We start from the raw sequence: 22,915 nt of genomic DNA, 5'->3' as shown, positions 1-22,915 counted from the left end.
TATCTTCGCGGGGTGTCGGCTCGGAACATGTCCGCGCTGGTGCGATATCGACAGCGGTCACGGCGGTGACGCGCTGCGCGATGACTCATGTCCATATCTGATCGGAGCCCTGTATGAACCACTCCATCAGCCTCACCGTGAACGGTGCACGGCGCGATTTCGTCCTCGACGATCCCCGCGTCACGCTGCTCGATCTCCTGCGTGAGCGCCTCCATCTCACCGGAACCAAGAAGGGCTGCGACCGCGGCCAGTGCGGCGCTTGCACCATCCTCGTCGACGGCAAGCGCATCAATTCCTGCCTCGCGCTCGCCATCAGCCATGACGGCGCCGATATCCTCACCATCGAAGGTCTCGCTCGCGGCGACCGGCTTCACCCCGTCCAGGCCGCTTTCATCGCCCATGACGGATTCCAGTGCGGCTTCTGCACGCCCGGTCAGATCATGAGTGCGATCGGCATGATGCAGGAGGCGCAGGCCGGCAATGACCCCGAACGCATTCGTGAGTGCATGAGCGGCAATCTCTGCCGTTGCGGTGCCTATGCCGGCATCGTCGATGCCGTGCTCGAGGCGCAGGCCGGTGCCGACGAAACCAACCAGAGGCGCTCCGCATGAAACAGTTTGATTACGTCAGGCCTGCCACGGTCACTGAAGCCGTCGCCGCCGCCGCCCAGCCGGGCGCAGTCTATCTTGCCGCCGGCACCAATCTGCTCGATTTGATGAAGGGCAATGTCACCCGCCCAGATCGGCTGGTCGACGTCACCCATCTCGATGGGCTCGATGGAATCGAGCGCCTCGCGGATGGATCGTTGCGGATCGGTGCGCTCGTCAGCAATGCCGATCTTGCGCATGATGGGGAGTTCGTGAAGGCCTATCCGGCCGTCGCGGAAGCGCTGCTCTCCGGAGCGTCGGCGCAATTGCGCAACGCTGCGACTGTGGGCGGCAACCTCCTGCAGAGAACCCGCTGCGCGTATTTCTATGACACCGCCAGCCGCTGCAACAAGCGCGCGGCCGGCTCGGGCTGCGACGCCCGCGACGGCGAGAACCGGTCCCATGCCGTGCTTGGCTGGAGCGACCGCTGTATCGCGACGCACCCCTCTGATTTCTGCGTGCCGCTGCTCGCGCTCGACGCCATCGTCGAGATCGAAGGCAAGAACGGTCATCGCGAGATCGCGCTCGACCAATTGCATCGCTTGCCCGGCAATACGCCCGAACGTGAATCCGCGCTCGAGCCCGGCGACCTCATCGTCGCAGTGCGTCTGCCGCCAGCAGCGCGCGGGTTTGCCGCGCATGCGCGCTATCTCAAGGTCCGCGAGCGGACGTCCTACGCGTTCGCCATCGTCTCGGCCGCCGCGGCGCTGCGGATCGAGAACGGCAAAATTGCGGAGGCACGGCTTGCGCTCGGCGGCGTCGCCGCAAAGCCGTGGCGTGCCCGGGCTGCGGAAGATGTCCTCAAAGGCGTCGCGCCCAGCGCAGATGCCTTCCAGGAAGCCGCCTGGCGCGCGCTCACCGACGCAAAGCCGTCCGGCGACAACGCCTACAAGATCGAGCTGGCGCGCCGCATCGTCGTGCGCGCGCTGACCCTTGCCGCAGCCGGGACGCCCGCGCGCATCCCCGCGCTGCCGGCCTCCCCCTTTGCTTCGACCTCTGGAGCCATTCATGCCTGAGCTCAATCTCACCAGCGCTCCTGCCCATCTCCGCCACGGCTCCAGCATCGGCCAGCCGCTGACCCGCCGCGATGGCGTGCTCAAGGTCAAGGGACAGGCGACCTATGCCGCCGACAATTATCCGCCCGGCATGCTGTTTGCGGTGATGGCCGTGTCCAGCATCGCGCACGGCCGCGTGATTTCGCTCGATGTCGCCGCTGCCAAGCGTCATCCCGGCGTGGTCGACGTCATGACGCCGGATCACAAGCCTGAGCTTGCGATCGATCCTGAAATCAAGACCAATCCGTTCGTGTTCCGGATGGAGGTGCTGCAGAGCAACGAGGTTCGCTACGCCAACCAGCCCATCGCCGTCGTGATCGCCGAGACGCTCGAGGCGGCGACCGAAGGTGCGGTGCTGCTGGCGCCTCGCTATGAGACGCTGCCCGCGCTCGTTGGCCTCGATGCCGGAAAAAGCTACGTGCCACCGGTCGTCGGTGTCGGCAACCCAGCCGAAAATCTCCGTGGCGATGTCGAGGCGGGTCTTGCCTCGGCCACCAAGCAGATCGATGCGGTCTATGAGACGCCACCGCAATATCACAATGCGATGGAGCCGCATGCCATCGTCGCGCATTGGGACGGCGACAGACTTCAGATCGACATGCCGACCCAGGGATTGATGCTGTCGCTTGGCCGGGTCGCCGAGCTGTTCGGCCTTGCGCCCGACAAGATCCACATCCGCAGTCCGTTCCTCGGCGGCGGGTTTGGCTCGAAGGGCCTGATGGCTGGTCCGCCGGTGCTCGGCATCATGGCGGCCAAGCTGGTCGGCAGACCGGTCAAGCTGGTGCTGCGCCGTGAGCAGATGTATGGCCCTGTCGGCCATCGTGCGCCGACGCGCCAGCGCTTGCGCATCGGCGCCGATGCGGAAGGCCGTCTGACTGCGCTCGATCATCACGCGCGGACCGTGTCGAGCACGTTCGATGATTTCTACGAGCCGGCTGCCGATGCCTCGCATACGCTCTATGCGAGCCCGGCGATCCGTACCTCGCATGACGCCGTGCGCGTCAACACCGGCACGCCGCTGTTCATGCGCGCGCCGGGCGAGGCGACCGGTTCGATTGCGTTGGAAAGCGCGATCGACGAGATGGCCTGGGCCTGCGGCATGGACCCGCTCGCCTTCCGCCTGAAGAACTATGCGGAGGTCGAGCCGATCACTGGAAAGCCGTTTTCCTCGAAAGCGCTGCGTGCCTGCTACGATCAGGGCGCGGTGCGCTTCGGCTGGGCGAAGCGCACGCTGCAGCCGCGACAGATGCGTGACGATGCCGGACTGCTGGTCGGCTGGGGAATGGGCACCGCGACGTTCCCCGCGCTGATGTTCCAGGCTGAAGCGCGTGCGGCGATCCGTCGTGACGGCACTGGCGCGATGGAGATCGGCGCGCATGACATGGGGCAGGGCGCCTGGACGGCGCTGGCCCAGATCGCGGCCGATGCCGTCGGCCTCGATATCGACCGCGTCACGTTCAAGGCCGGCACGTCCGACCTGCCCGATGCCGGCATTGCCGGCGGCTCGGCGCATACGGCGACGGCAGGGGCTGCGATCCACAGCGCCGGCGCGGGCGTCATCGCCAAGCTTGCCGACCTTGCCACCAATGACGAGCGTTCGCCGCTGTACGGTGCCGGCAATACCGGCGTGATTGCGCGCGATGGCCGCCTGATCCGGCGTGACGACGAGAGCCGCAGCGAGAGCTACACCGACATCCTCGCGCGCGCCGGTATCGCCGAGGTCGAGGCGCGCGGCACTGGCGCGCCGAATCCGGCGGCGATGGAGGAATATGCCATGCACGCCCATGGCGCGGTGTTCGCCGAGGTGAAGGTCGATCCCGAGCTGGGCCAGATCCGTGTCACCCGCATGGTCGGCGCCTTCGCGGCGGGGCGTATCGTCAATCCGCATCTGGTGAAGAGCCAGCTGTTCGGCGGCATGATCTGGGGCATGTCCTTCGCGCTGCACGAGGAGGCCATCACCGACCGCCGCACAGGCCGCATCATGAATGCCAATCTCGGCGAGTACCACATTCCCGTGAATGCCGACGTGCCGCCGCTCGATGTGATCACGGTCGAGGAGCACGATCCGCATGTGAATGCGCTCGGCATCAAGGGTGTCGGCGAGATCGGCATCACCGGCAGCGCCGGCGCCGTCGCCAATGCCGTCTGGCATGCGACCGGTGTGCGGGTGCGCCGTTTCCCGATCAGGATCGAGGAACTGCTGACGCAGCGCTGAGCGCGCGCGGCGGGAGCTTCTTTCCGCCGCCGCTTCAGCGGATTCCGGGGAGGCGGTCGATATCGGGTGAGGGCTGCGCCGGGAATAGCCGTGCGGTCGAGGAGATATCGAGCCTTCGCTTGCACTTGGCTTCGTCGGCATTCCCGGCGATGCCGTTGTCAGTGTAGCGCTTCCTGGCGAAGTCGTCGTCGAGCCGGTTGACAATCAGCATCGCGTGGTCGCGTTCGAGTGTGTCCGGATTCTTGCCCTGCTCTTTCGACGTGAACACAGCATTCTTGACGCTGCCGCTCATCTCATAGTCGCAGCCGGCTTTCCAGTCGCCCTGCTCCCATTTCCAGCCATTGGCTTCGAGCCCGCCGTCCTTGTCGATGGTGATCTTGATAATGGCATTGTAGGCGAGCCAGGTGCCTGCAAGGCCATCGCGCTTGTCGTCAAAACCTTCGAGCAGCGCGATCCGCTCGCGTTGCAGGCCGCTGAGATGATCGCGCGCATTGACCGTGTAGTGCATCTCCGAGGTCCGCTTCTCCCAGCCGGGGTGCAGGAATTCCGGGAATTGATCGGCCTGCGAGCGCACCCAGTGGCGTTGGTCCTCCGTCAAAGCGTGTCGCGTTGTCTCGTCGAGCCGAGGCAAAAGCGCCTTCCAGGCGCGGTTCAAGCGCTGATCGTTTTCGGCGAGCTCCGGATCGGCGCAGATCTCCTCGTCGGTCGCGGTCTCCGGATGCGTGCAATCGAAAGTCGGCTTGACGAATGTGGTGTCGGCCTTGTCAGTCGCGTCGGATTTGCCGCTGGCAAAATAAGTGCCCGTGATCTGTCCAAGGCTCTCGCAGCCCGAATCGTCGAAGCCGTCCCATTGCTCGTCCGTCGCAACGAGAACGAGGCGGAGCGTGTCGCCCTGGCGGCGCAGCTTGATTGAGAGCGGCTCGGTCGGCTTGTTCTGTGGCGCGCCCGCATCGGTTGATTGCGCCGGCCTGGCGCGGTCGACCGCGCCGGACAGCCAACCGTTGCCGCTCGGCTTGACGGTCGCTCCTAGCTTGCATTGCCAATGCTTGTCGCTGCCGTAATTGCTGCTCAACTCGGCTGTTACGCGGTAGGCCCCGTTTTCGCCCACTGTAATGCTGACAGCGCCAAACGTGTTGGTCCATTTGCCGTTCAGCCCAGCGCGCCCGAGGCCGGCCGCGATCCCGTTCAGGGCCGGGACGCGCTGGCGCAGTGTCGCGGCGAAATTCCTGCGGATTTCGGCCGCGTCCACCTCCTGCACGGTGGTGGCAGCTTCCTCGATCATCTCGTTGAACCAGACCTGATCGCGTTTGAGCAGGGGCCGGACATTGGCCGGCGCCTTCCCGACCGCCGCCGCAAACGATGCGTCGACCGCGGCGACGAGCTTGTCGTAGCCGTGAGCCTTGCAAAACTTGCTTGCGCCGCCCTCGATCTTGCTGCCGTCGGAGTTTTTCGTGCAGAACGTCATCGCCAGCGGTCCGCTGCTGCTGGCACGCATGAAATCGTCCATCGCGTCGGCGGGGGCGGGGCTGAGCAACGCGGCTGCAAGCAGCGCGAGGCGGACAGGCCTGGACATGGTCGGCTCTTGGGCAGCTCTTGGGCAGCTCTTGGTCGAAGCAGGTTCGGATCTCTCCTTGGTCGCCGCTTGCGTCCGTCCGGTTCAGGACCGCATGACGTCGCGTCCGCCCCGGTGGCCGGATCAGTTCATCATCCGGCGGAGTGCCTTGATCTGCTCTCGCTGCTCTTCGATGTATTTCTCGATGGCCGCGCGCAGCTCGCGTGAATGGAGCTTTCTTGTATCGCGCTGAACGTCGTCGAGCGCTGCTTCTGCATTGGCGAGGGTGGTCTTCATCGTGCGCTCCGTTACGAAGCGGCCCCGGAGTGCCTAGGAGTCCGGGGCCATAACCTCAACACCTTTGCGCGAGGCTGCTCGGCTACATCTCGTAATATATAGGAGGCCGGCCCGCAGAAATTGAGCTGGCTCAAGTACCGTAAGATGCCGGTGCTCCGTATGATTGCGGATGTCGCGATCGCCCTTCAGAACGTCGGCGGCGTGCAGGCCGAAATCACCTCGCACGGCTTGCCGCCGACGCAGCGGAAGCGATGCGGACGGCGGCTTTCGAAATAGTAGGCATCGCCGGGATTGAGGATGCGCCGCTCGTCCTCGACGGTGACTTCGAGCTTGCCTGAGATCACGATGCCGCCTTCCTCGCCGTCATGGACGAGGTGCACGCGTCCGGTGTCGCTGCCGGGCTCGTAGCACTCCTTCAGGATTTGCAGGCTGCGGCCGAACAGATTGTCGCCGACCTGCCGGTACGAGATCGGCTTCTTGCCGACCTCGGTGAGCTCGTCGGCGCGGTAGAAGATCTTGCGCCTGGACTCCGGCTCCAGCGCGAAGAACTCGGCGAGCCCCATCGGGATGCCGTCGAGGATGCGCTTGAGCGCCCCGACCGACGGGTTCATCTGGTTGGATTCGATCAGCGAGATGGTCGAATTGGTGACGCCCGCGCGCTTTGCCAGCGCGCGCTGCGACAGCTTGTGGCGCGCCCGGATGAATCGCAGCCGTCCACCGATGTCGACGCTCATGCCTCTGGCCCTGTTTCAGGTGTTGCGGATCGCGCAAATATGGACCGGCTGCCCCAGGGAAATCAATGGCTTGCAGATCACCAGAAAAGGACTTGTTGCGCTATCGAAGCCGTGGCTCTGCTATGCCGTCAGCAAAGGAGCGTGGCCCGTGACCCTTCATCAGATTCCGAACACTATCAAGACCCACTCGTTCTGGATGCCGTTCACGGCCAACCGTCAGTTCAAGAAGGCGCCGCGGCTGTTCTCCTCGGCCGAGGGCATGCACTACACCACCGTCGACGGCCGCAAGGTGATCGACGGCTCCGCCGGCCTTTGGTGCGTCAATGCCGGCCACGGCCGCAAGCAGATCGCTGCTGCGGTCGAGCGGCAGCTGATGACGCTGGACTTCGCGCCGACGTTTCAGATGGGCCATCCGCTGGCGTTCGACTTCGCCGAGCGCCTTGCCGAGATCGCGCCTGAGGGCCTCGACCGCATCTTCTTCACCAACTCCGGCTCTGAATCGGTCGACACCGCGCTGAAGATCGCGCTCGCCTATCATCGTGCCACCGGCCAGTCGAGCCGCACCCGCTTGATCGGCCGCGAGCGCGGCTATCATGGCGTCGGCTTCGGTGGCATGTCGGTCGGCGGCATGGTCGCCAACCGCCGTGCCTTCGCCACGCATCTGCCGGGCGTCGACCATATCCGCCACACCCATGATCTCTCCCGCAACGCCTTCGCCAAGGATCAGCCCGAGCACGGCGCCGAGCTCGCCGATGATCTCGAGCGCCTCGTCGGCCTGCATGGCGCCGAGACCATCGCCGCCGTCATCGTCGAGCCGGTGCCGGGCTCGACTGCGGTGCTGCCGCCGCCGAAGGGCTATCTGCAGCGCCTGCGTCAGATCTGCGACAAGCATGGCATCCTCCTGATCTTCGACGAGGTCATCACCGGCTTCGGCCGCCTGGGCACGCCGTTCGCCGCCAATTTCTTCGGCGTCACGCCGGACCTGATGACGACGGCCAAGGGCATCACCAACGGCACCATTCCCTGCGGCGCGGTGTTCGCCAGCCGCAAGGTGCATGACGGGCTGATGGTCGGCCCCGAGAACCAGATGGAGCTGTTCCACGGTTACACTTATTCGGCGCACCCGACCGCCTGCGCGGCCGGTATCGCCACGCTCGACATCTACAAGGACGAAGGCCTGCTGACGCGCGGAGCGTCGATGGCCGAATACTGGCGCGATGCGCTGCATCAGCTCAATGGTCTGCCGAACGTCGTCGATATCAGAAATTGCGGCCTGATGGGCGCGGTCGAGCTGGCACCGCGTGACGGCGTCGTCGGCGCACGCGGCTACGACGTCATGGTCGACTGCTTCAACACCGGCCTTTACCTGCGCATGAGCGGCGACAGCTTCGCGATGTCGCCTCCGCTCATCGTCGAGAAGAGCCACATCGACCAGATCGTCTCGATCCTCGGCGATGCCATCAAGAAGGTGGCCTGATAATTGCTCTTACAGCGGCGAGCGTGATGCCGCGGGAGTTTGACCAAGCGTGAAAGTTCTGATCCTCGGCAGCGGTGTCATCGGTGTCACCTCTGCCTACTACCTCGCCCGTGCCGGCCACGAGGTGACGGTCGTCGACCGTCAGCCTGAGCCCGCGCTTGAGACCTCGTTTGCCAATGCCGGCGAAGTGTCGCCCGGCTATTCCTCGCCATGGGCCGGTCCCGGCGTGCCGGTGAAGGCGGTCAAGTGGCTTCTGATGAAGCACGGCCCGCTGGTGATCCGGCCGAAGCTCGATCCGGTCATGTGGGTCTGGCTGCTCAAGATGCTGCGCAACTGCACCAGCGCGCGCTACGCGGTCAACAAGAGCCGGATGATCCCGATCGCGGAATACAGCCGCGATTGCCTGCGCGACCTGCGGCGCGACATCGGCATTCAATATGACGAGCGTTCAAAGGGAACGCTGCAGCTGTTCCGTTACCAGGCCCAGCTCGATGGCACCGGCGAGGACGTCGCCGTGCTCAAGCAATACGGCGTGCCTTACGAGACGCTGAGCCGCGAAGGCTGCATCGCGGTCGAGCCGGCGCTTGCGGGTGTGAAGGAGAAATTCGTCGGCGGCCTTCGTCTGCCGCAGGACGAGACCGGCGACTGCCACATGTTCACGCAGGCCCTGGCCAAGCAGGCCGAGGCGCTCGGCGTGCGCTTCCTGTTCAACACCGGCATCGACCGCATCGTCACCGATGGCGCGCGCGTCAGCGGTGTCGCGACCAGCGCCGGTATGCTGCAAGCCGACGCTTACGTGCTCGCGCTCGGCAGCTATTCGTCGCGCATGGCAGCGCCGCTCGGGATTTCGCTGCCGGTCTATCCGGTGAAGGGCTACTCGATCACGGTGCCGATCAAGGACGCTTCCGGCGCGCCGGAATCGACCGTGATGGACGAGAGCTACAAGGTCGCGATCACCCGCCTCGGCAATCGCATCCGCGTCGGCGGCACCGCAGAGATCTCGGGTTTCTCGACCAAGCTCTACGGCGCCCGTCGCGCCACGCTCGATCACTCCCTGTCCGATCTGTTCCCGCGTGGCGGCGATCTCTCCAGGGCGACGTTCTGGAGCGGCCTGCGCCCGATGACGCCGGACGGCCCGCCGGTCATCGGCCCGACCAAGTATGCCAACCTCCACCTCAACACCGGCCATGGCACGCTTGGCTGGACCATGTCCTGCGGCTCCGGCCGCGCGCTCGCGGACATGCTGTCGGGCAAGAAGCCGGACGTGGATGTGAGCGCGCTGACGGTGGATCGGTATCAGCATAGGTTCGGGTGATTGCTCCGTCATTCCGGGGCGATGCGAAGCATCGAGCCCGGAATCTCAAGATTCCGGGTTCGCCTCTTCGAGGCGCCCCGGAATGACGGCAAATTACCCCGTCACGCAATTCACCCACAGCACCATGCTCTTCGCATCCTGTGCCGGATTGGAAAACCGGTGCGGCCTGCGGCTCGCAAAGCGAAAGCTGTCGCCCGTCTTCAGCGACCACGTCTGGCTGTCCACCGTGAGCATCATCTCGCCCTCCAGCACGAGGCCCGCTTCCTCGCCGTCATGGGTGTAGAGCTCGTCGCCTGTCGAGCCGCCGGGCTCAAGATGCACCAGGAATAGATTGAGCTTGTTGTCGGCAGTCGCAGGGCTCAGCAATTGCTTGGATACGCCGGTGCGCCAGAGCTTCAGCTCGGGCCGCTGCAGCCCGCGCGTGACGACCTGATCGGATGTGCCGTCCGCGCTGGGGCTGGCGCCGAACAAGGCGGCGATGCCGACGCCGAGCACGTCGGCGAGCGTCGCCAGCACGCGCAGCGAGGGCGACGACAGGCCGCGCTCGATCTGGCTCAGGAAGCCGATCGACAGCTCGGTGCGCGCCGCGACCATTTCGAGCGAAAATTGCCTGGCGCGGCGGAGATCGCGGATGCGACGGCCGACCGCGACGTCCATTGCGGGCTCCGTCGGCTTCGCGGTAGCCTTCCTGCCCCTCTTCGCCGGCTTTGCCGCGGCCGGTTTGCGCATTCTTTTGCCACCGCTCACGTCAAACCGCTTTTTTCATGTGCATGAAAACCGCTTGCATCGTCTGCGAAAGTGTGACCAAATTTTCATATTGGTGAAAATAGGCCGAAACGGCTTGGCCCGCAACGTCTGATCCACGACATTCGCGAGCGCCGCCATCGGTCGGGACCCAAGGGGGATGCGATGAAGCGTTTTGGTCTGGCCGCGGTCGCGGCGCTCGCGATGGCAGCGATGACGCCGGTCTCGGCGCAGCAGGTGCTGAAGGTCGGTTCGACGCCGACGGGCATTCCCTTCACCTTCCTCGACACCAAGACCAATTCCATTCAGGGCATCATGGTCGATCTCGTCACCGAAGTGGGCAAGGACGCCGGCTTCAACGTGCAGATCGAGCCGATGCAGTTCTCGGCGCTGATCCCGTCGCTGACCTCGAGCAAGATCGACATCATCGCGGCCGCGATGTTCATCACGGCGCCGCGCAAGGAGGTCGTCGATTTCTCCGACCCGATCTACACCTATGGCGAAGGCCTGGTCGTGCCGAAGAGCGACACCAAATCCTATGCCACGCAGGATGATCTGAAGGGCGAGACTGTCGGCGCCCAGGTCGGCACCGCCTTCGTCGATGCGTTGAAGAAGTCCGGCCTGTTCGCCGAGGTGAAGGCCTACGACACCATCCCCGACATCCTGCGCGATGTGAACACCGGCCGCCTCAAGGCCGGCTACGCCGACTATCCGATCCTGGCCTACAACCTGAAGCAGGGTGGGTTCCCCGAGGTGCGTCTCGTCGACGGCTACAAGCCCGTCACGGTCGGCTCGGTCGGCATCGGCGTCCGCAAGGGCGACACCGAGTTGCTCGGCAAGATCAACGCGTCGCTGGCGAAGCTCAAGGCCAACGGCACCATCGACAAGATCCTCGAAAAATGGGGCCAGAAGGCGCAGGGCTGATAGAGCGCTCATAGGGCTGCACGATGAAAGGCTTCTGGCACGACGCCGCCGAGTTCTTCCCGATCCTGATGAACGGCGTCGCGCTGACGGTTATCGTCACGATCGGGTCGCTGCTGCTCTCGACGGTGCTCGGCCTGATCTGGGCGATGATGCGGGTCTCCGGCATAAGAGCGCTGTCGATGCTCAGCGCCAGCCTGATCAACGTGATCCGCGGCATCCCGATCATCGTGTTGCTGTTCTACCTCTACTTCGTGATGCCCGATCTCGGCGTCACGCTGTCGGCCTTGCAGGCCGCCATCCTCGGCCTCGGCATTGCGTACTCGGCCTACCAGGCCGAAAACTTCCGCGCCGGAATCGAGGCGATCGATAAGGGCCAGATCGAGGCCGCGCAGTCGATCGGCATGGGCTGGTGGCTGACCATGCGCCGCGTGGTGCTGCCGCAGGCCGTGCGCATCGTGCTGCCGCCCTACGGCAACGTCATGATCATGATGCTCAAGGATTCCTCGCAGGCCTCGACCATCACGGTCGCCGAGCTTGCCCTGCAAGGCAAGCTGATCGCGTCCTCGACCTTCAAGAACACCAGCGTGTTCACGCTGGTCGCATTGATGTATCTCACCATGAGCATCCCGCTGATCCTGCTGGTCCGTCACTTCGAGAAGCGGGCGGGCAAGAAATGATCGAGCTGAACGACGTCCACAAGAGTTTTGGCAAGGTCGAGGTGCTCAAGGGCATCACGGCGAAGGTCGAGAAGGGCGAGGTGGTTTGCATCGTCGGCCCGTCAGGTTCGGGCAAGTCCACCATCCTGCGCTGTATCAACGGGCTGGAAAGCTACGATCGCGGCGAGATCAACGTCGAAGGCCTGAAAGTCGACCGCGACGCGCCGTCGATCGTCAACATCCGCACCCAGGTCTCGATGGTGTTCCAGCGCTTCAACCTGTTCCCGCATCGGACGGTGCTGGAGAACGTGGTCGAGGGGCCGCTGTTCGTGAAGAAGGAGCCGCGCGCCCAGGTGCTGGAGCGGGGTCGCGCACTGCTTGCTCAGGTCGGCCTCGCCGAAAAGGCCGACGCGCACCCGCCGCAGCTCTCCGGCGGCCAGCAGCAGCGTGTCGCGATTGCGCGCGCGCTCGCCATGCAGCCGAAGGCGATCCTGTTCGACGAGCCGACCTCGGCGCTCGATCCTGAATTGGTCGGCGATGTGCTCGGTGTCATGCGCAAGCTCGCTGATGACGGCATGACCATGGTCGTGGTCACCCACGAAATGGGCTTTGCCCGCGACGTTGCCGATCGTGTGCTGTTCATCGACGGCGGCATCATCGTCGAGCAGGGGCCGGCTAAAACGCTGCTGAACCAGCCCCAGCATCCGCGCACGCAGGACTTTTTGCGCCGCGTGCTGCATCCGCTCTGACCGGACTTTTACAATGACACGCCTGCCTCTGCCGCCATCGCTCTATGCCGACACGGCCGTCGCGCCGGTTGCGGCGCCGGCGCTCGATACCGACAGGAGCGTTTCCGTTGCGATCGTCGGCGGCGGCTACACCGGTCTGTCGACGGCGCTGCATCTGGCCGAGCAGGGCGTCGAGGCGCTGGTGCTGGAGGCACAGGAGCCGGGCTGGGGCGCGTCCGGCAACAATGGCGGCCACACCAATCCCGGCCTGAAGCACGACCCCGATCAGATCGAGGCCGATTTCGGCACCGGGCTCGGCCGCCGCATGATCGCGTTCTCCTACGGCTCGCCGAACTTCACCCACGATCTGATCCGCCGCTACCAAATCCCTTGCGAGGCGCGGCAGAACGGCACGCTGCGCGCGGCCTACAACGAGGCCAGCGCCGCTGCGATCGAACAGACCGCGCAGCAATGCATCCGCCGCGGTATGCCGGTGTCATATCTGAACCGCGAGCAGTTGCGCGAGATGACCGGTACGGATCGCTACATCGGCGCGATGCTCGATACGCGAGGCGGCGACCTGCATCCGCTCAGCTACGCCCGTGGTCTTGCGCGCGCTGCAATTTCAGCGGGCGCGAAGGTTCACGGCGAGACGCCGGCGCTATCGCTCCGTCGCGACGGCGCGCGCTGGCGCATCGAGACTCCGCGCGCAGTCGTGCATGCGGAGAAGGTGCTGCTCGCAACCAACGGCTTCACCGACGATCTCTGGCCCGCGCTCCGCCGCACCATCGTGCCGGTGTTTTCCTCGATCGCGGCTACTGCGCCGCTGCCCGACGAGGTCGCCCGCGCGATCATGCCGACACGGCCCGTGCTCTACGAGAGCGGCCACATCACCGTCTATTACCGCATCGACCAGCAGAACCGCCTGCTGATGGGTGGTCGCGGCCCGATGCGCTGGATCAAGTCGCCAACTGATGTCGCCTATCTCATGCGCTACGCCGAGCGGCTATGGCCGCAGCTCAAGGGGGTGGCCTGGAGCCATGGCTGGAACAGCCGGCTCGCCATCACCGGGGATCATTATCCGCATGTGCATGAGCCGGCGGAAGGCATCTTGATCTCGCTGGGTTGCAACGGTCGCGGCGTCGCGCTCTCGACCGCCATGGGCGCGCAGCTTGCGCGCCGCTTGATCGGCGGCGCCAAGGCCGAGATCGACATGCCAATATCAGGCATCAAGCCGATCCCGATGCACGCGTTCTGGCCGGTCGGCGTGACCACGGCTGTGATTGCCGGTCGGGTGCGAGACCGGCTGGGCATTTGAAAAAAGGCGCCGCCTCGTTACGGGCGGCGCCTCGCAAGAATTGCAGATCGTGTCAGCAGCGGCCCTGTTTCCAGAGGCCGGGCGGGCAACCGTGCCCGCGCCAGCCGACCTTGCGCCCGTGTGACCATCCCGGCGGTGTGCCGTAGTGTCCATGGGCCATGGCGAACGAGCCGTGTCCATGACCGTGGCCACCTTTGGCATAGGCAGCTTGGGTCAAGCCTGCCGCCAGAATCAGCGACAGGGCAATTGCGAGCTTCTTCACAACGATAGTCCCTCCTCTTGAACGAACGCATTTGTCCATTCAAGGAACGGACACCGCCAAGCTAAGTTCCTGGCAAATGTGGAGGAGTCGTGACGCTCAGGATTCGGCGACCGCATCGGCCCAGGGCTGGAAGATCTCGACCGCGCCGGAATTGAGGTCGCCATCGCGCATCACCACGCTCGGGAAGGCGAACTTCATCGGCAGGGTCTGCACCGGCGCCTCCCTGTAATCGAAGCGCGCGGCGAGCGCTTTGCGCACATCGGCCGGCAGCCTGATGTCGCCGAGCACGATCGCGCCTTCACTGCAATCGATGCGGGGCTGGTGGATGGCGGCATCGAGGTCCATGCCAAAATCCACCACAAAGGACACGAGCTGCAGGACGGAAGGCAGGATGCGGCGGCCGCCGGAGGCACCGACCGCGAGGTGTTTGCCATCCGCGGTCTCGGCGATGACAGGCGTGTAATTGGTGAGGCAGCGCTTGCCGGGAGCGAGCGAATTGGTGGTGCCGGGCGTCGGATCGAACCACATGATGCCGTTGTTCATGGGAATGCCGCTCTGCGGCGTCACATATTTCGAGCCGAACGAGGACAGCAGTGTCTGCGTCACCGCGGCGATGTTGCCGTCGCGGTCGACCACGGAGAAATGCGTGGTGCAGGCCGGCGCGAGATACTCCGCGCCGAGCGCGCGCCTGCCGTCGACATCGCCCATGTCCTTGAGGCGCTCGCGATAGGCCGCCTGCAGAGCCACTGCATACTCGCTGTAGGCAGCGGCGTCGGGCGTGCCCGCCGGCTTCAGATTCTCCTGCAACAGGCGCAGCGCATGCGCCATGGTCGGGCCGGCCGTGAGTTCCGGCGTCGCCAGCACCTTGCCGCCGCGATAGGGGATCGCCAGCGGCTCGCGCAGCTGGGCGCGGAATGCAGCGAGATCCTCTGTTGACAGCGAGCCGCCATCGGCCTTGATGTCGGACGCGATGCTCTTGGCGAGGTCGCCCTGATAGAAGTCTCGTGGCCCGGCCTCGGCGAGGTGCAACAGCGTCGCTTTCAAATTGTCCTGTGGCAGCCGGGTCTCAGCCTCGATGCTCCATGGCGGGCTCGGAGGCAGGCCATCTTTCAGAAAGGCGGCCGCGCTTGCCGGATAGCGCCGCAGATCTGCCGCCGCACTCGCGATCGTCAGTGTCGTCCACCAGTCGACCAGCAGGCCTTCACCGGCCAGTGCGGCTGCCGGAACAACCAGGTCCTTCCACGGCATCCTGGCGTAGCGTCGGTGCGCCTCCTCCATGCCGGCGACGACACCCGGCACGGCGATCGCGGCGGGACCGTGAACGTTGCGATCGTCCTTCACCCGCGGCCACGGAAACAGGTCGGTCGCGAGGCGGTCCCCAACGATGGGATAATCCGAGGCGCGCAGGCTTTGCGGCGCGCACATGCCGTAGTCGATCACTTCATAGCGATTTTCCTTGGCGCGGTAGAGCACCATCGCGCCGCCGCCGCCGATGCCGCTATTCCAGGGCTCCAGTACGTTCAATGCGAAGGTCGTCGCCACGATCGCGTCGACGCAGTCGCCGCCCGCCGCCAGCACCTGCGCTCCCACCTCAGCCGCCCGCCGCGACTGCGAAGCCACAATGCCGACCTTGGATCTCACGGCGGGTTTGCGGAAGGTTTGGTTGAGGCTGAACTGATGAGGCATGATGTCGTCTTCCGATTGGCGAAGCTCGCCGAGAATGGCACATCACCATCGACGAAAACATCAGCTGCGAGGCGCGACATGGCAGATGTGAAACCGGCGCGGGATGGCGCCGGGGCCGCCCGCGTCAAAACGCTGATGGCCGGGACAAGCCCGGCCATGACAACGTCGAGGCATGAGTTGGGGAAAGTGGCTAACCCGTGCTCAGAGCCCGCGGTTGACCCGGCTGGCCTGATATTTGGCGCGCCATTTCGGGCCAGGCCCACGCATGTAATGCAGCTCGGGGCGGTAGGGATTGCCGGCGACCCGGATCAGGGTCTGCCATTTGGTGGCGACGAAGGTGAGGGGCTGGCGGAGCAGGGTCAGGGAAGCGAACAGCATGGCATCACCTCAATGCGGCTTGCCGAGCATGGCGGTGAAGGGGAGATCGAAAATCTCTTCGCCGTCGTCGTCGCTGATATGGATCACCCAATCGCGCCAGTCCTCGGCGCCTGGCGTCTCGATCATGGATCGCATGATCTGGGCAGCACGATCGCGCGCTTCGGTCAGATTGGCGACGGCAGCGCCGTAGCGGTCGATCAGCGTGCCCTCGGTGTTGGAGCAGTGAAAGTAGACCTGGACCATAAGCGCCTCCTGTAGAGAGCGATTGGGACGGCAAAGCGATACCACCCCAAGCATTCCCAAAATATTCGGGTTGAACCCGGTAAGGGAATTTACGGAGGTTGGTCGCCACGAAGATCGTTACAGGTTTAATCACAGGCGGGTGATGGCTGGACGGCCCCTGCACGACATGGAACAACCCTCAGCCGAAAATCGGGGGAGGCCGCTGTGAATCATCTCACTTTGCAGAATGGACGCCGAGGCTTGTGCGCAGCTGCCGCCGTCACCGCGGTCTTGCTCGGCCTTGCCTTGCCAGCGGCGTCCGATCAGCTGCGGAAAAGCGGCTATGCGGTCGGACCAGAGACCTGCGGCAGCGGCGATCTCGCCTTCCCAAGAGTCCAGATCGACATGAAGGCTGGCTTCTGCGCTGGCCTCGTCGGCAGCGAGGAAGACCATCTGAAATTTCCGCGGTCGATCATCCAGGTGCCCGGCCGTGAGCTGTTCGTGGTGGCCGACATGGGCGGCTGGGGCCACACCGACGGCCGGCTGCTGCTGCTCGATCCTCACGCCGCCAGCGGCCATCGCTTCAAGGAGCTGCTGACCGAGGTCGAATATCCGTTCGGCCTCGTGATCGGGCCGGACAAGAAGCTCTACGCCTCGACCGCCGAGACGATCTTCCGCTTCGATCCGCTCGCCGATAATCCGCGCAGCACGGTCGAGACCATCATCCGCCACATGCCGGGCCGCCGCATCACGCTGCCTGACGGGACGAAGCTCGAGGAGGCCGCGCATCCGCTCAAGCAGTTCGTCTTCGACAAGAACGGGCGGCTGTTCGTCAATGTCGGTGCCCACAGCGATGATTGCATTGCGCCGGCGCCGATCACGAAGCCTTGCGCACCGGCTGAAGGCGCTTCCGCCATGGCGGCACTCTGGCTGTTCACGCCACCGTCAGGCGGCGTCTTCCCGGCCTTGAAGCCTGGCGATCCCGATCCTGCTCACACGATCTACGCGCGCGGCTTGCGCAACTCGCTGGCGCTGGCGCTGCACCCGAACTTCCCCGATGCCGGCTACGCCTTCCTGCAAGGAGAGAATGGTCGGGACCTGCCCGATATCTTCAAGCCGAACGAGGAGATCAACGCGATCGAGCAGGGCAGGCATTATGGCTGGCCCTATTGTTACGATTTGTCGACGCCGAGTCCCGAGTTCAAGCTCGTGCTGCAATCCGGCGTCTACAAATCGCTCTGTACGGCGAGCGCGCTCTACAAGCAGCCCTTCTCGCTGCTGCCGCCACACGGTGCGCCGCTCGCGATGCTGTACTATCACGGCGCCAGGTTCCCCGAGTTGGAAGGGAAGTTGCTGATCGGGCTGCACGGCTACCGCCCGACCGGCAGCCGCGTGCTGATCTACGACGTCGACGATCGCGGCTTTCCAAAGCCTGCTCCGCCGCCGGTGCGCTACCACGTCAGCTGCGCGGCCGATCCGACCCACAATTTTCAGACCGACGCCGGCGATGTCGCCGCTGCGCCGTTCGACGAACTGATCGCCGGCTGGCACCGCGTCAATGGTGCGCGGCCGCAAGGCGCGCCAGTTGGCATGACGGTCGCGGAGGACGGTGCGATCTGGCTGGTCGAGGACAAGAACCAGACCATCATCCGCATCGATCGCGCCGCCGGCGATCCGCCGCCGCCACTACCCTGCGACGTCAGAAGCCAGGCGTTGATCGACCAGCTCGCTACCTTCGTCGCCAAGGATCCGCAGAACAAGCTACGGCTCACCACGCTGCGCAAGAACCTCGTTGAAAAGCACTGCGTCGGCTGCCACTCCGATTTCGGCCTCAAGGCAGGGCAGTCGGACGGGGACAAGGATGCGACCGTGCTGAGGTTCATGCTGTCGCAGGACGGCTGGATCTATCCGGGCGATCCCGCCTCCGGCAGATTGCGCACGCGCCTGCGCGGCATCGGCGCGGAGAAGCTGATGCCGCCCGGCGGCGAGAGTCTGCCGAAGACCGAGCCGGGTTACGCGGCCCTGCTGACGACAGCGGATCTGCTCGTTGCCAAGATGGTTCCGGGAACGCCGATGCGCATCAAGCTCGGCCTGCCGCAGCGCAAGTTCTTCAGCAAGGCGAACAAGGAATGCGGCGAAATACCGGCTGCCAAGGTCGTCGTCGTGACACAAAGGAACGCTGTAGACAAACCCGGCTTCAGCCGATTCTTCCGGCCGGCCGATCCCTATCTGAATGGTGAGTGCAGCGACGACGATGGCTATTACATCCGGCAGGACTTTCTGGTGCCTGTGCAGTAGCATTCTGCTTGTCGTTGCAACGCCGCTCTTCGCGGCCGAGACCAAGCTGTTCGAAAGCGTGCAGGTCACGCCTTCAGGTGAATATACGCACGGTATCGAGGGTCCCGCCGCCGATCTCGATGGCGATCTCTTCGTCGTCAATTTCGGCAAGCCCGGCACCATTGGCCGATTGCCCGCGGGCGCTGCGGCGTCCGAAGCTTTCACGGAGCTTCCCGAGGGAAGCGTCGGCAACGCGATCCGCTTCGATCGCAATGGCACGATGTTCATCGCCGACTACAAGAAGCACAACATCTTTGCGATCCCGAAGGGCGGCACCGAGCCGGCCGTCTGGTTTCACTCCGACGAGATGAACCAGCCCAACGACATCACCATCGCACACGACGGCACGATCTATGCGAGCGATCCGAACTGGAAGGGCCGCGAAGGTCACATCTGGCGCATTGCCAAAGCCGCCGATGGCGTGGTGCAGGGACAGATCATGTCGGCGCCGCGTTCGATGGGCACCACCAACGGCATCGATCTCAGCCCCGACGGCAAGACGCTCTATGTCGGTGAGTCCAGCAACGGCCAGGTCTGGTCCTACAGTATCCGGGGCAGCGAGCTCGCCGACGCGAAGCTGGTCAAGACATTCCAGCCCGACACCATCGACGGTCTGCGCACCGACGTCGCCGGCCGCCTTTACGTCGCGCGCATTCTCAAGGGCACGATCGCGCTGATGAAGCCGAGTGGTGTGGTCGAGCGCGAGATCACGCTGAAAGCGAAGGAGCCGACCAATCTCGCCTTCGGCGGCAGCGACGGCAAGACGGTCTTCGTCACCCAGCGCCAGGGCGGCTTCATCGAATCCTTCCGCACCGATCAGCAGGGCAGGGAATATTGTCTTCAGCGCGGGCGCTGCTGACCTTCGCGGGCGATCTGCTGCTGGCGCAGAGCGGTGCGGCACAGGCCGGCATTCTTCTCGCTTGCATCTGGCCGCCGCAGCGATCAAAAAACCCTGTGGCACTATCAAAGCGTTTTCGAGCGAAGTGGATACCGGTTCGCGTCAGGAAAGCGCGTCGATTCAAAAAGCCGCTGAAGAGCACGGAGTGTTGAGTGAAAGCCGTCCATACCGAACTGCACCGCAGCCACGATCCGCAATTCTTCCTGGTTCGCGGCGTCGTCAAGCGCACCACCGAGCAGCCCGAGCGCGCCGATCGCCTGCTCAAGGGCTTGAAGGACGGCAAGCATCAGCTGGTCGAGCCGACCGAATTCGGCCAGGGCCCGCGGGCGCGCATCCACAGCCCGGAATATCTGTCGTTCCTGAGCGAAGCCTGGGACGCCTGGACGGCGCTCGGCGATTCCGGTCCGGAGATGATCGGCAACGTCCATCCCGTGCGCCACGCCGCCACCTATCCGACCCACATCGTCGGCAAGCTCGGCTGGCACACCGCCGACACCGCAGCTCCAATTGGGCCGGGCACATGGGCCGCGGCCTGCGCGGCGACGGATGTCGCTGTCACCGCGGCGCAGATGGTGATGGACGGCGAAGACGCCGTTTACGCGCTCTGCCGTCCGCCCGGCCATCACGCCTATCGCGATATGGCCGGCGGCTTCTGCTTCCTCAACAACAGCGCGATCGCGGCCGCGCATCTGCGGCTGAAGCACGAGCGCGTCGTGATCCTCGACGTCGACGTCCACCATGGTAACGGCACGCAGGGCATCTTCTACGCGCGGCCGGATGTCTACACGGTCTCGATCCACGCCGATCCGGTCGCCTACTATCCCTATGTGTGGGGCTATGCGCATGAGCGCGGCGAGGGCGCCGGCCTCGGCGCCAATCTCAACATTCCCCTGCCGATCGGCACAGGCGACGATGGCTACCTCAAGGCGATGGAGAGCGCGCGCAAGGCGATCGAATCCTTTGCGCCGGGCGCGCTCGTGATCGCGCTCGGCCTCGATGCCTCCGAGCACGATCCGCTGAAGGGGCTTGCCGTGACCACGCCCGGCTTCCGCCGCATCGGCCAGGCCATCGCGAAGCTGGGCCTGCCGACCGTGTTCGTGCAGGAGGGCGGCTATCTCTCGGATATCCTTGGCGCCAACCTGACCTCGGTGCTTGCGGGATTCGAAGAGGTGCGGTGATTTTCGCTGGATGGATCGTCGTTCTCCGTCATTGCGAGCGAAGCGAAGCAATCCAGACTGCCTCTAGGGAAAGGTCCCGGATTGCTTCGCTTCGCTCGCAATGACGATGCGGATGCAGTGTTGATCAGTAGTCAAAACATCCCGCTCGCCTTCAGCGCCTTGCAAACATGCTGCATCTCGGCCTCGTCAGCGACCATGTCGAGCATGACAGTGGTCAGCCCCTTCGCCGCAAACTCCTTCAGCTGGGCGCCGATCTCGGCATAGCTGCCGACGAGATAGGGACAGTCGGCCTGGAAGGTGAGGAAGGGCAGCAGCCAATAGCCATTGTCGGCGAGCTCCCCGCTTTGCCCCTCGTACAATCCCCGCTTCCAGACCGAATCTGAATTTTCGACCGTGAGCGCGAGCAGCTCGCGATCGTCAGGATTGTCGCGGAAACGGGCCTTGGCCGCCTGCCGCGCCTCGTCGCGACTCTCGCGCGCGAAGATGCCAAAGTTCATGCCTGATGCGCCGAGGCTGCGATCGAGGTCGGGCGGCAACATCTGCATCTTGATGCAGCCAGTCTCCTCGGCGACGCGCCTGGCTGCGTCGGATTGCCCCGCGATCAGAAATTCCGGCATCAGCTCGGCGGGCAGGCGCGGCCGCAGTTGCAGATTGCTGGCGCAATAGAATCGGCCGTCGACATTCACCGGGCGGGGGCTCGAGAGCAGCCTGCGCATCAAGGTGACGAACTCGCCGAGCCGGACATAGCGGTCGGCGTGGGACTGCTCGTCGCCCAGCCCCTGCAGATCGCTGATCGCGGTCCCCGTGATCATGTTGAGATAGACCTTGCGGCCGTAGAGCTGCGCAAAGGACGAGACGAACTTCGCCGCCGTGAACGGATGCATGTAAACCGGATTGACCGCGATGAGCGGCGAGGATCGCGTCGTCGCGGCGAGGATGTGCTGGGCCATCGCCCAGGGCTCGACGAACACGTCGTTGCCCTCGAACAGCAGAATACCTTCGAAGCCGTTGCGGTCGGCGAAATCAGCCACCCGCATCAGCTCGCCGACGTATTTTTCGGGATCGCGGTTGCGCGAGATCGCCGGAAAGACGCGCAGCCGCGCCGGCATCATTCCGCCGCGTCCTGGAGCGGCCAGGCGTTGCGGGTTATGCGCAGGCCGCCGGCCGCGCGCGAGCCGTCGGCGATCGCAAGGCGATGCGAGGGCGATGGCGAGCACAGCGAGAAGCACCAGCCCGCAGGGTCGTCGGCAATATCGGGCTTGAAGCTGATCTTGATCGCCTCCCGCGACACCTGCATCGCGAACGCATCCAGCGGCAGATTGAGCCCAAAACCTCTGGCCTTCAGATAGGCTTCCTTCAGCGTCCAATAGTCGAAGAAGCGCTCGATCGCGGCGGGCTCCGGCAGCGTGCGCAGCGTCTCCACCTCTTCCGGCGCAAAGAAGCGAAGCGCGGTCGACAGCGGTGCGACGCGCCGCGACACGGTCTCGACATCGACGCCGACGGTCTCATGCTTCGAGACGACGCAGGCGACGCAGCCATCGGCATGGGACAGGCTGAAATGCAGCGGCGTCGCGGTCGTGGGCGCCGCGACAAAGGGTCGCCCGTAGCGGCCGGTCGAAAACGACCAGTCGGTCGGTTCGACCTCAGGGGCCGCATGCGACAACGCGAGGCGCAGCATCGCATGCGCGAAGACATATTGCCGCCGATGCCGTTCAAACTTGAAGCGGTCGGCGCGTATCTGCTCGTCGACCGAGAGCAACCCTCGGCACACATCCACTGCGCCGGGCGTATCGATGCTCTCGATCAATCCGATAAACAGTTCAATTCCGTCGTCTGCCATCAATTGGGCCCATAGCGTCAGGCGGAGGCCAAATCCGGCCCTGACTGAAGGATCAACCGAACATGAAGCAACTCGGCGGACCATCTCTAGCGGTCCACCCAGGCAAATTCTTGTCAATCGCTGGCCGGTTTGCAGGAGCAGGCTTGTGCGAGACCCCAACCCGACAGGCGAGCGGCTCAAATCGAAAATGATACCCGAAGATCCGCGCGGCGTCCCGGCCGCCGAATCTTACTTCTTCTTCTTGGCCTTCTTCGCGCCACCCAGCGTCGCAAGGCTGGCATCGACGTCCTTCAGGGCGGACTGAAGTTTTTTCTTCTCGCCCGTCAGCAGCTTTAGCAGGGCCTTGCGGTCCTTGTCGCTGAGCGAGGTGCCTTTGGTAAATTTGATGAAACCCATAATAACACTCCCCCGGTTAAAAATATCGTCCAAATCAAAAGGCGAGAATAATCTTG

At 64.6% G+C, this 22,915-nt stretch carries 23 protein-coding genes; 12 read left to right on the top strand and 11 right to left on the bottom strand.

Annotated features, from left to right (window positions below):
- The first annotated feature begins 113 nt into the window (after positions 1-113).
- From XH80_RS10870 to XH80_RS10860, 3 genes are read left to right on the top strand one after another with little or no spacing between them, the layout of a single operon-like run.
- The gene (locus tag XH80_RS10870; protein WP_057747928.1) at positions 114-611 is read left to right on the top strand and encodes a (2Fe-2S)-binding protein; all 498 of its coding nucleotides are present in this window, start codon (positions 114-116) and stop codon (positions 609-611) included.
- Positions 608-1,663, top strand: coding sequence for an FAD binding domain-containing protein (locus XH80_RS10865; RefSeq protein WP_271598592.1), 1,056 nt, complete (start codon positions 608-610; stop codon positions 1,661-1,663). The genes XH80_RS10870 and XH80_RS10865 overlap by 4 nt, the downstream gene beginning before the upstream one ends.
- Positions 1,656-3,917 (top strand): xanthine dehydrogenase family protein molybdopterin-binding subunit, encoded by a 2,262-nt coding sequence (locus XH80_RS10860; protein WP_271598591.1) that lies wholly within the window; start codon positions 1,656-1,658, stop codon positions 3,915-3,917. Before XH80_RS10865 ends, XH80_RS10860 begins: the two co-directional genes overlap by 8 nt.
- A 34-nt stretch (positions 3,918-3,951) precedes the next feature.
- Here the strand turns inward: XH80_RS10860 and XH80_RS10855 are convergent, their stop codons facing one another.
- The 3 genes from XH80_RS10855 to XH80_RS10845 all read right to left on the bottom strand — a co-directional run bounded on the left by XH80_RS10855 (position 3,952) and on the right by XH80_RS10845 (position 6,500).
- Positions 3,952-5,490 carry a lysozyme inhibitor LprI family protein gene (locus XH80_RS10855; protein ID WP_271598590.1) on the bottom strand — a complete coding sequence of 513 codons (1,539 nt, stop codon included), beginning with the start codon at positions 5,488-5,490 and terminating at the stop codon, positions 3,952-3,954.
- 123 nt (positions 5,491-5,613) lie between these two features.
- Positions 5,614-5,766, bottom strand: a complete 153-nt coding sequence (locus XH80_RS10850; RefSeq protein ID WP_167353982.1) for a hypothetical protein — start codon at positions 5,764-5,766, stop codon at positions 5,614-5,616.
- A 185-nt stretch (positions 5,767-5,951) separates the two neighbouring features.
- Entirely contained in the window at positions 5,952-6,500 is a 549-nt protein-coding gene (locus XH80_RS10845) for a cupin domain-containing protein (RefSeq protein WP_271598589.1), read from the bottom strand.
- A 148-nt stretch (positions 6,501-6,648) separates the two neighbouring features.
- Here XH80_RS10845 and XH80_RS10840 point away from each other — a divergent pair, with 148 nt between their 5' ends.
- Together XH80_RS10840 and XH80_RS10835 are read left to right on the top strand one after the other, a co-directional pair.
- The gene (locus XH80_RS10840) at positions 6,649-7,977 is read left to right on the top strand and encodes an aspartate aminotransferase family protein (protein WP_271598588.1); all 1,329 of its coding nucleotides are present in this window, start codon (positions 6,649-6,651) and stop codon (positions 7,975-7,977) included.
- Between the two features lie 49 nt (positions 7,978-8,026).
- Positions 8,027-9,292, top strand: coding sequence for a D-amino acid dehydrogenase (locus XH80_RS10835; RefSeq protein ID WP_271598587.1), 1,266 nt, complete (start codon positions 8,027-8,029; stop codon positions 9,290-9,292).
- A gap of 93 nt (positions 9,293-9,385) precedes the next feature.
- Here the strand turns inward: XH80_RS10835 and XH80_RS10830 are convergent, their stop codons facing one another.
- Positions 9,386-10,021: a helix-turn-helix domain-containing protein gene (locus XH80_RS10830; RefSeq protein WP_271598586.1), complete on the bottom strand. Its 636-nt coding sequence runs from the start codon at positions 10,019-10,021 to the stop codon at positions 9,386-9,388.
- Positions 10,022-10,201: 180 nt separating this feature from the next.
- Between XH80_RS10830 and XH80_RS10825 the strand changes: the two genes are divergently transcribed.
- From XH80_RS10825 to XH80_RS10810, 4 genes are read left to right on the top strand one after another with little or no spacing between them, the layout of a single operon-like run.
- Positions 10,202-10,960, top strand: a complete 759-nt coding sequence (locus tag XH80_RS10825) for an ABC transporter substrate-binding protein (protein ID WP_271598585.1) — start codon at positions 10,202-10,204, stop codon at positions 10,958-10,960.
- A gap of 23 nt (positions 10,961-10,983) precedes the next feature.
- Positions 10,984-11,637: an amino acid ABC transporter permease gene (locus XH80_RS10820; protein WP_057747902.1), complete on the top strand. Its 654-nt coding sequence runs from the start codon at positions 10,984-10,986 to the stop codon at positions 11,635-11,637.
- Positions 11,634-12,365 (top strand): amino acid ABC transporter ATP-binding protein, encoded by a 732-nt coding sequence (locus XH80_RS10815; RefSeq protein WP_271598584.1) that lies wholly within the window; start codon positions 11,634-11,636, stop codon positions 12,363-12,365. The genes XH80_RS10820 and XH80_RS10815 overlap by 4 nt, the downstream gene beginning before the upstream one ends.
- Positions 12,366-12,378: 13 nt before the next feature.
- Complete coding sequence (locus XH80_RS10810) at positions 12,379-13,662, top strand: NAD(P)/FAD-dependent oxidoreductase (RefSeq protein WP_271598583.1); 1,284 nt, start codon at positions 12,379-12,381, stop codon at positions 13,660-13,662.
- A 52-nt stretch (positions 13,663-13,714) separates the two neighbouring features.
- Here the strand turns inward: XH80_RS10810 and XH80_RS10805 are convergent, their stop codons facing one another.
- From XH80_RS10805 to XH80_RS10790, 4 genes are all read right to left on the bottom strand, one after another.
- Positions 13,715-13,924: a hypothetical protein gene (locus XH80_RS10805; protein WP_271598582.1), complete on the bottom strand. Its 210-nt coding sequence runs from the start codon at positions 13,922-13,924 to the stop codon at positions 13,715-13,717.
- Between the two features lie 96 nt (positions 13,925-14,020).
- Positions 14,021-15,610: a gamma-glutamyltransferase family protein gene (locus tag XH80_RS10800; RefSeq protein ID WP_271598581.1), complete on the bottom strand. Its 1,590-nt coding sequence runs from the start codon at positions 15,608-15,610 to the stop codon at positions 14,021-14,023.
- 201 nt (positions 15,611-15,811) lie between these two features.
- The gene (locus XH80_RS10795) at positions 15,812-15,988 is read right to left on the bottom strand and encodes a hypothetical protein (RefSeq protein ID WP_271598580.1); all 177 of its coding nucleotides are present in this window, start codon (positions 15,986-15,988) and stop codon (positions 15,812-15,814) included.
- Between the two features lie 9 nt (positions 15,989-15,997).
- Positions 15,998-16,231: a DUF6894 family protein gene (locus tag XH80_RS10790; RefSeq protein ID WP_057747891.1), complete on the bottom strand. Its 234-nt coding sequence runs from the start codon at positions 16,229-16,231 to the stop codon at positions 15,998-16,000.
- A gap of 240 nt (positions 16,232-16,471) precedes the next feature.
- Between XH80_RS10790 and XH80_RS10785 the strand changes: the two genes are divergently transcribed.
- The 3 genes from XH80_RS10785 to XH80_RS10775 all read left to right on the top strand — a co-directional run bounded on the left by XH80_RS10785 (position 16,472) and on the right by XH80_RS10775 (position 20,623).
- The gene (locus tag XH80_RS10785; RefSeq protein WP_271598579.1) at positions 16,472-18,508 is read left to right on the top strand and encodes a PQQ-dependent sugar dehydrogenase; all 2,037 of its coding nucleotides are present in this window, start codon (positions 16,472-16,474) and stop codon (positions 18,506-18,508) included.
- Entirely contained in the window at positions 18,465-19,406 is a 942-nt protein-coding gene (locus tag XH80_RS10780; protein WP_271598578.1) for an SMP-30/gluconolactonase/LRE family protein, read from the top strand. Before XH80_RS10785 ends, XH80_RS10780 begins: the two co-directional genes overlap by 44 nt.
- Positions 19,407-19,597: 191 nt before the next feature.
- Positions 19,598-20,623 carry a histone deacetylase family protein gene (locus XH80_RS10775; protein WP_271598577.1) on the top strand — a complete coding sequence of 342 codons (1,026 nt, stop codon included), beginning with the start codon at positions 19,598-19,600 and terminating at the stop codon, positions 20,621-20,623.
- Positions 20,624-20,754: 131 nt separating this feature from the next.
- On the opposite strand, the gene XH80_RS10770 is transcribed toward XH80_RS10775, so the two are convergent.
- From XH80_RS10770 to XH80_RS10760, 3 genes are all read right to left on the bottom strand, one after another.
- The gene (locus XH80_RS10770) at positions 20,755-21,735 is read right to left on the bottom strand and encodes an LLM class flavin-dependent oxidoreductase (protein ID WP_271598576.1); all 981 of its coding nucleotides are present in this window, start codon (positions 21,733-21,735) and stop codon (positions 20,755-20,757) included.
- Positions 21,732-22,463, bottom strand: a complete 732-nt coding sequence (locus tag XH80_RS10765; protein ID WP_271598575.1) for a 4'-phosphopantetheinyl transferase family protein — start codon at positions 22,461-22,463, stop codon at positions 21,732-21,734. The genes XH80_RS10770 and XH80_RS10765 overlap by 4 nt, the downstream gene beginning before the upstream one ends.
- Positions 22,464-22,691: 228 nt before the next feature.
- The gene (locus XH80_RS10760) at positions 22,692-22,859 is read right to left on the bottom strand and encodes a hypothetical protein (RefSeq protein WP_220001700.1); all 168 of its coding nucleotides are present in this window, start codon (positions 22,857-22,859) and stop codon (positions 22,692-22,694) included.
- Between the last annotated feature and the right edge of the window lie 56 nt (positions 22,860-22,915).

Source organism: Bradyrhizobium sp. CCBAU 45384 (assembly GCF_028128665.1).
Lineage (GTDB): Bacteria > Pseudomonadota > Alphaproteobacteria > Rhizobiales > Xanthobacteraceae > Bradyrhizobium > Bradyrhizobium manausense.
This window is presented reverse-complemented; position numbering and strand designations above follow the sequence as displayed.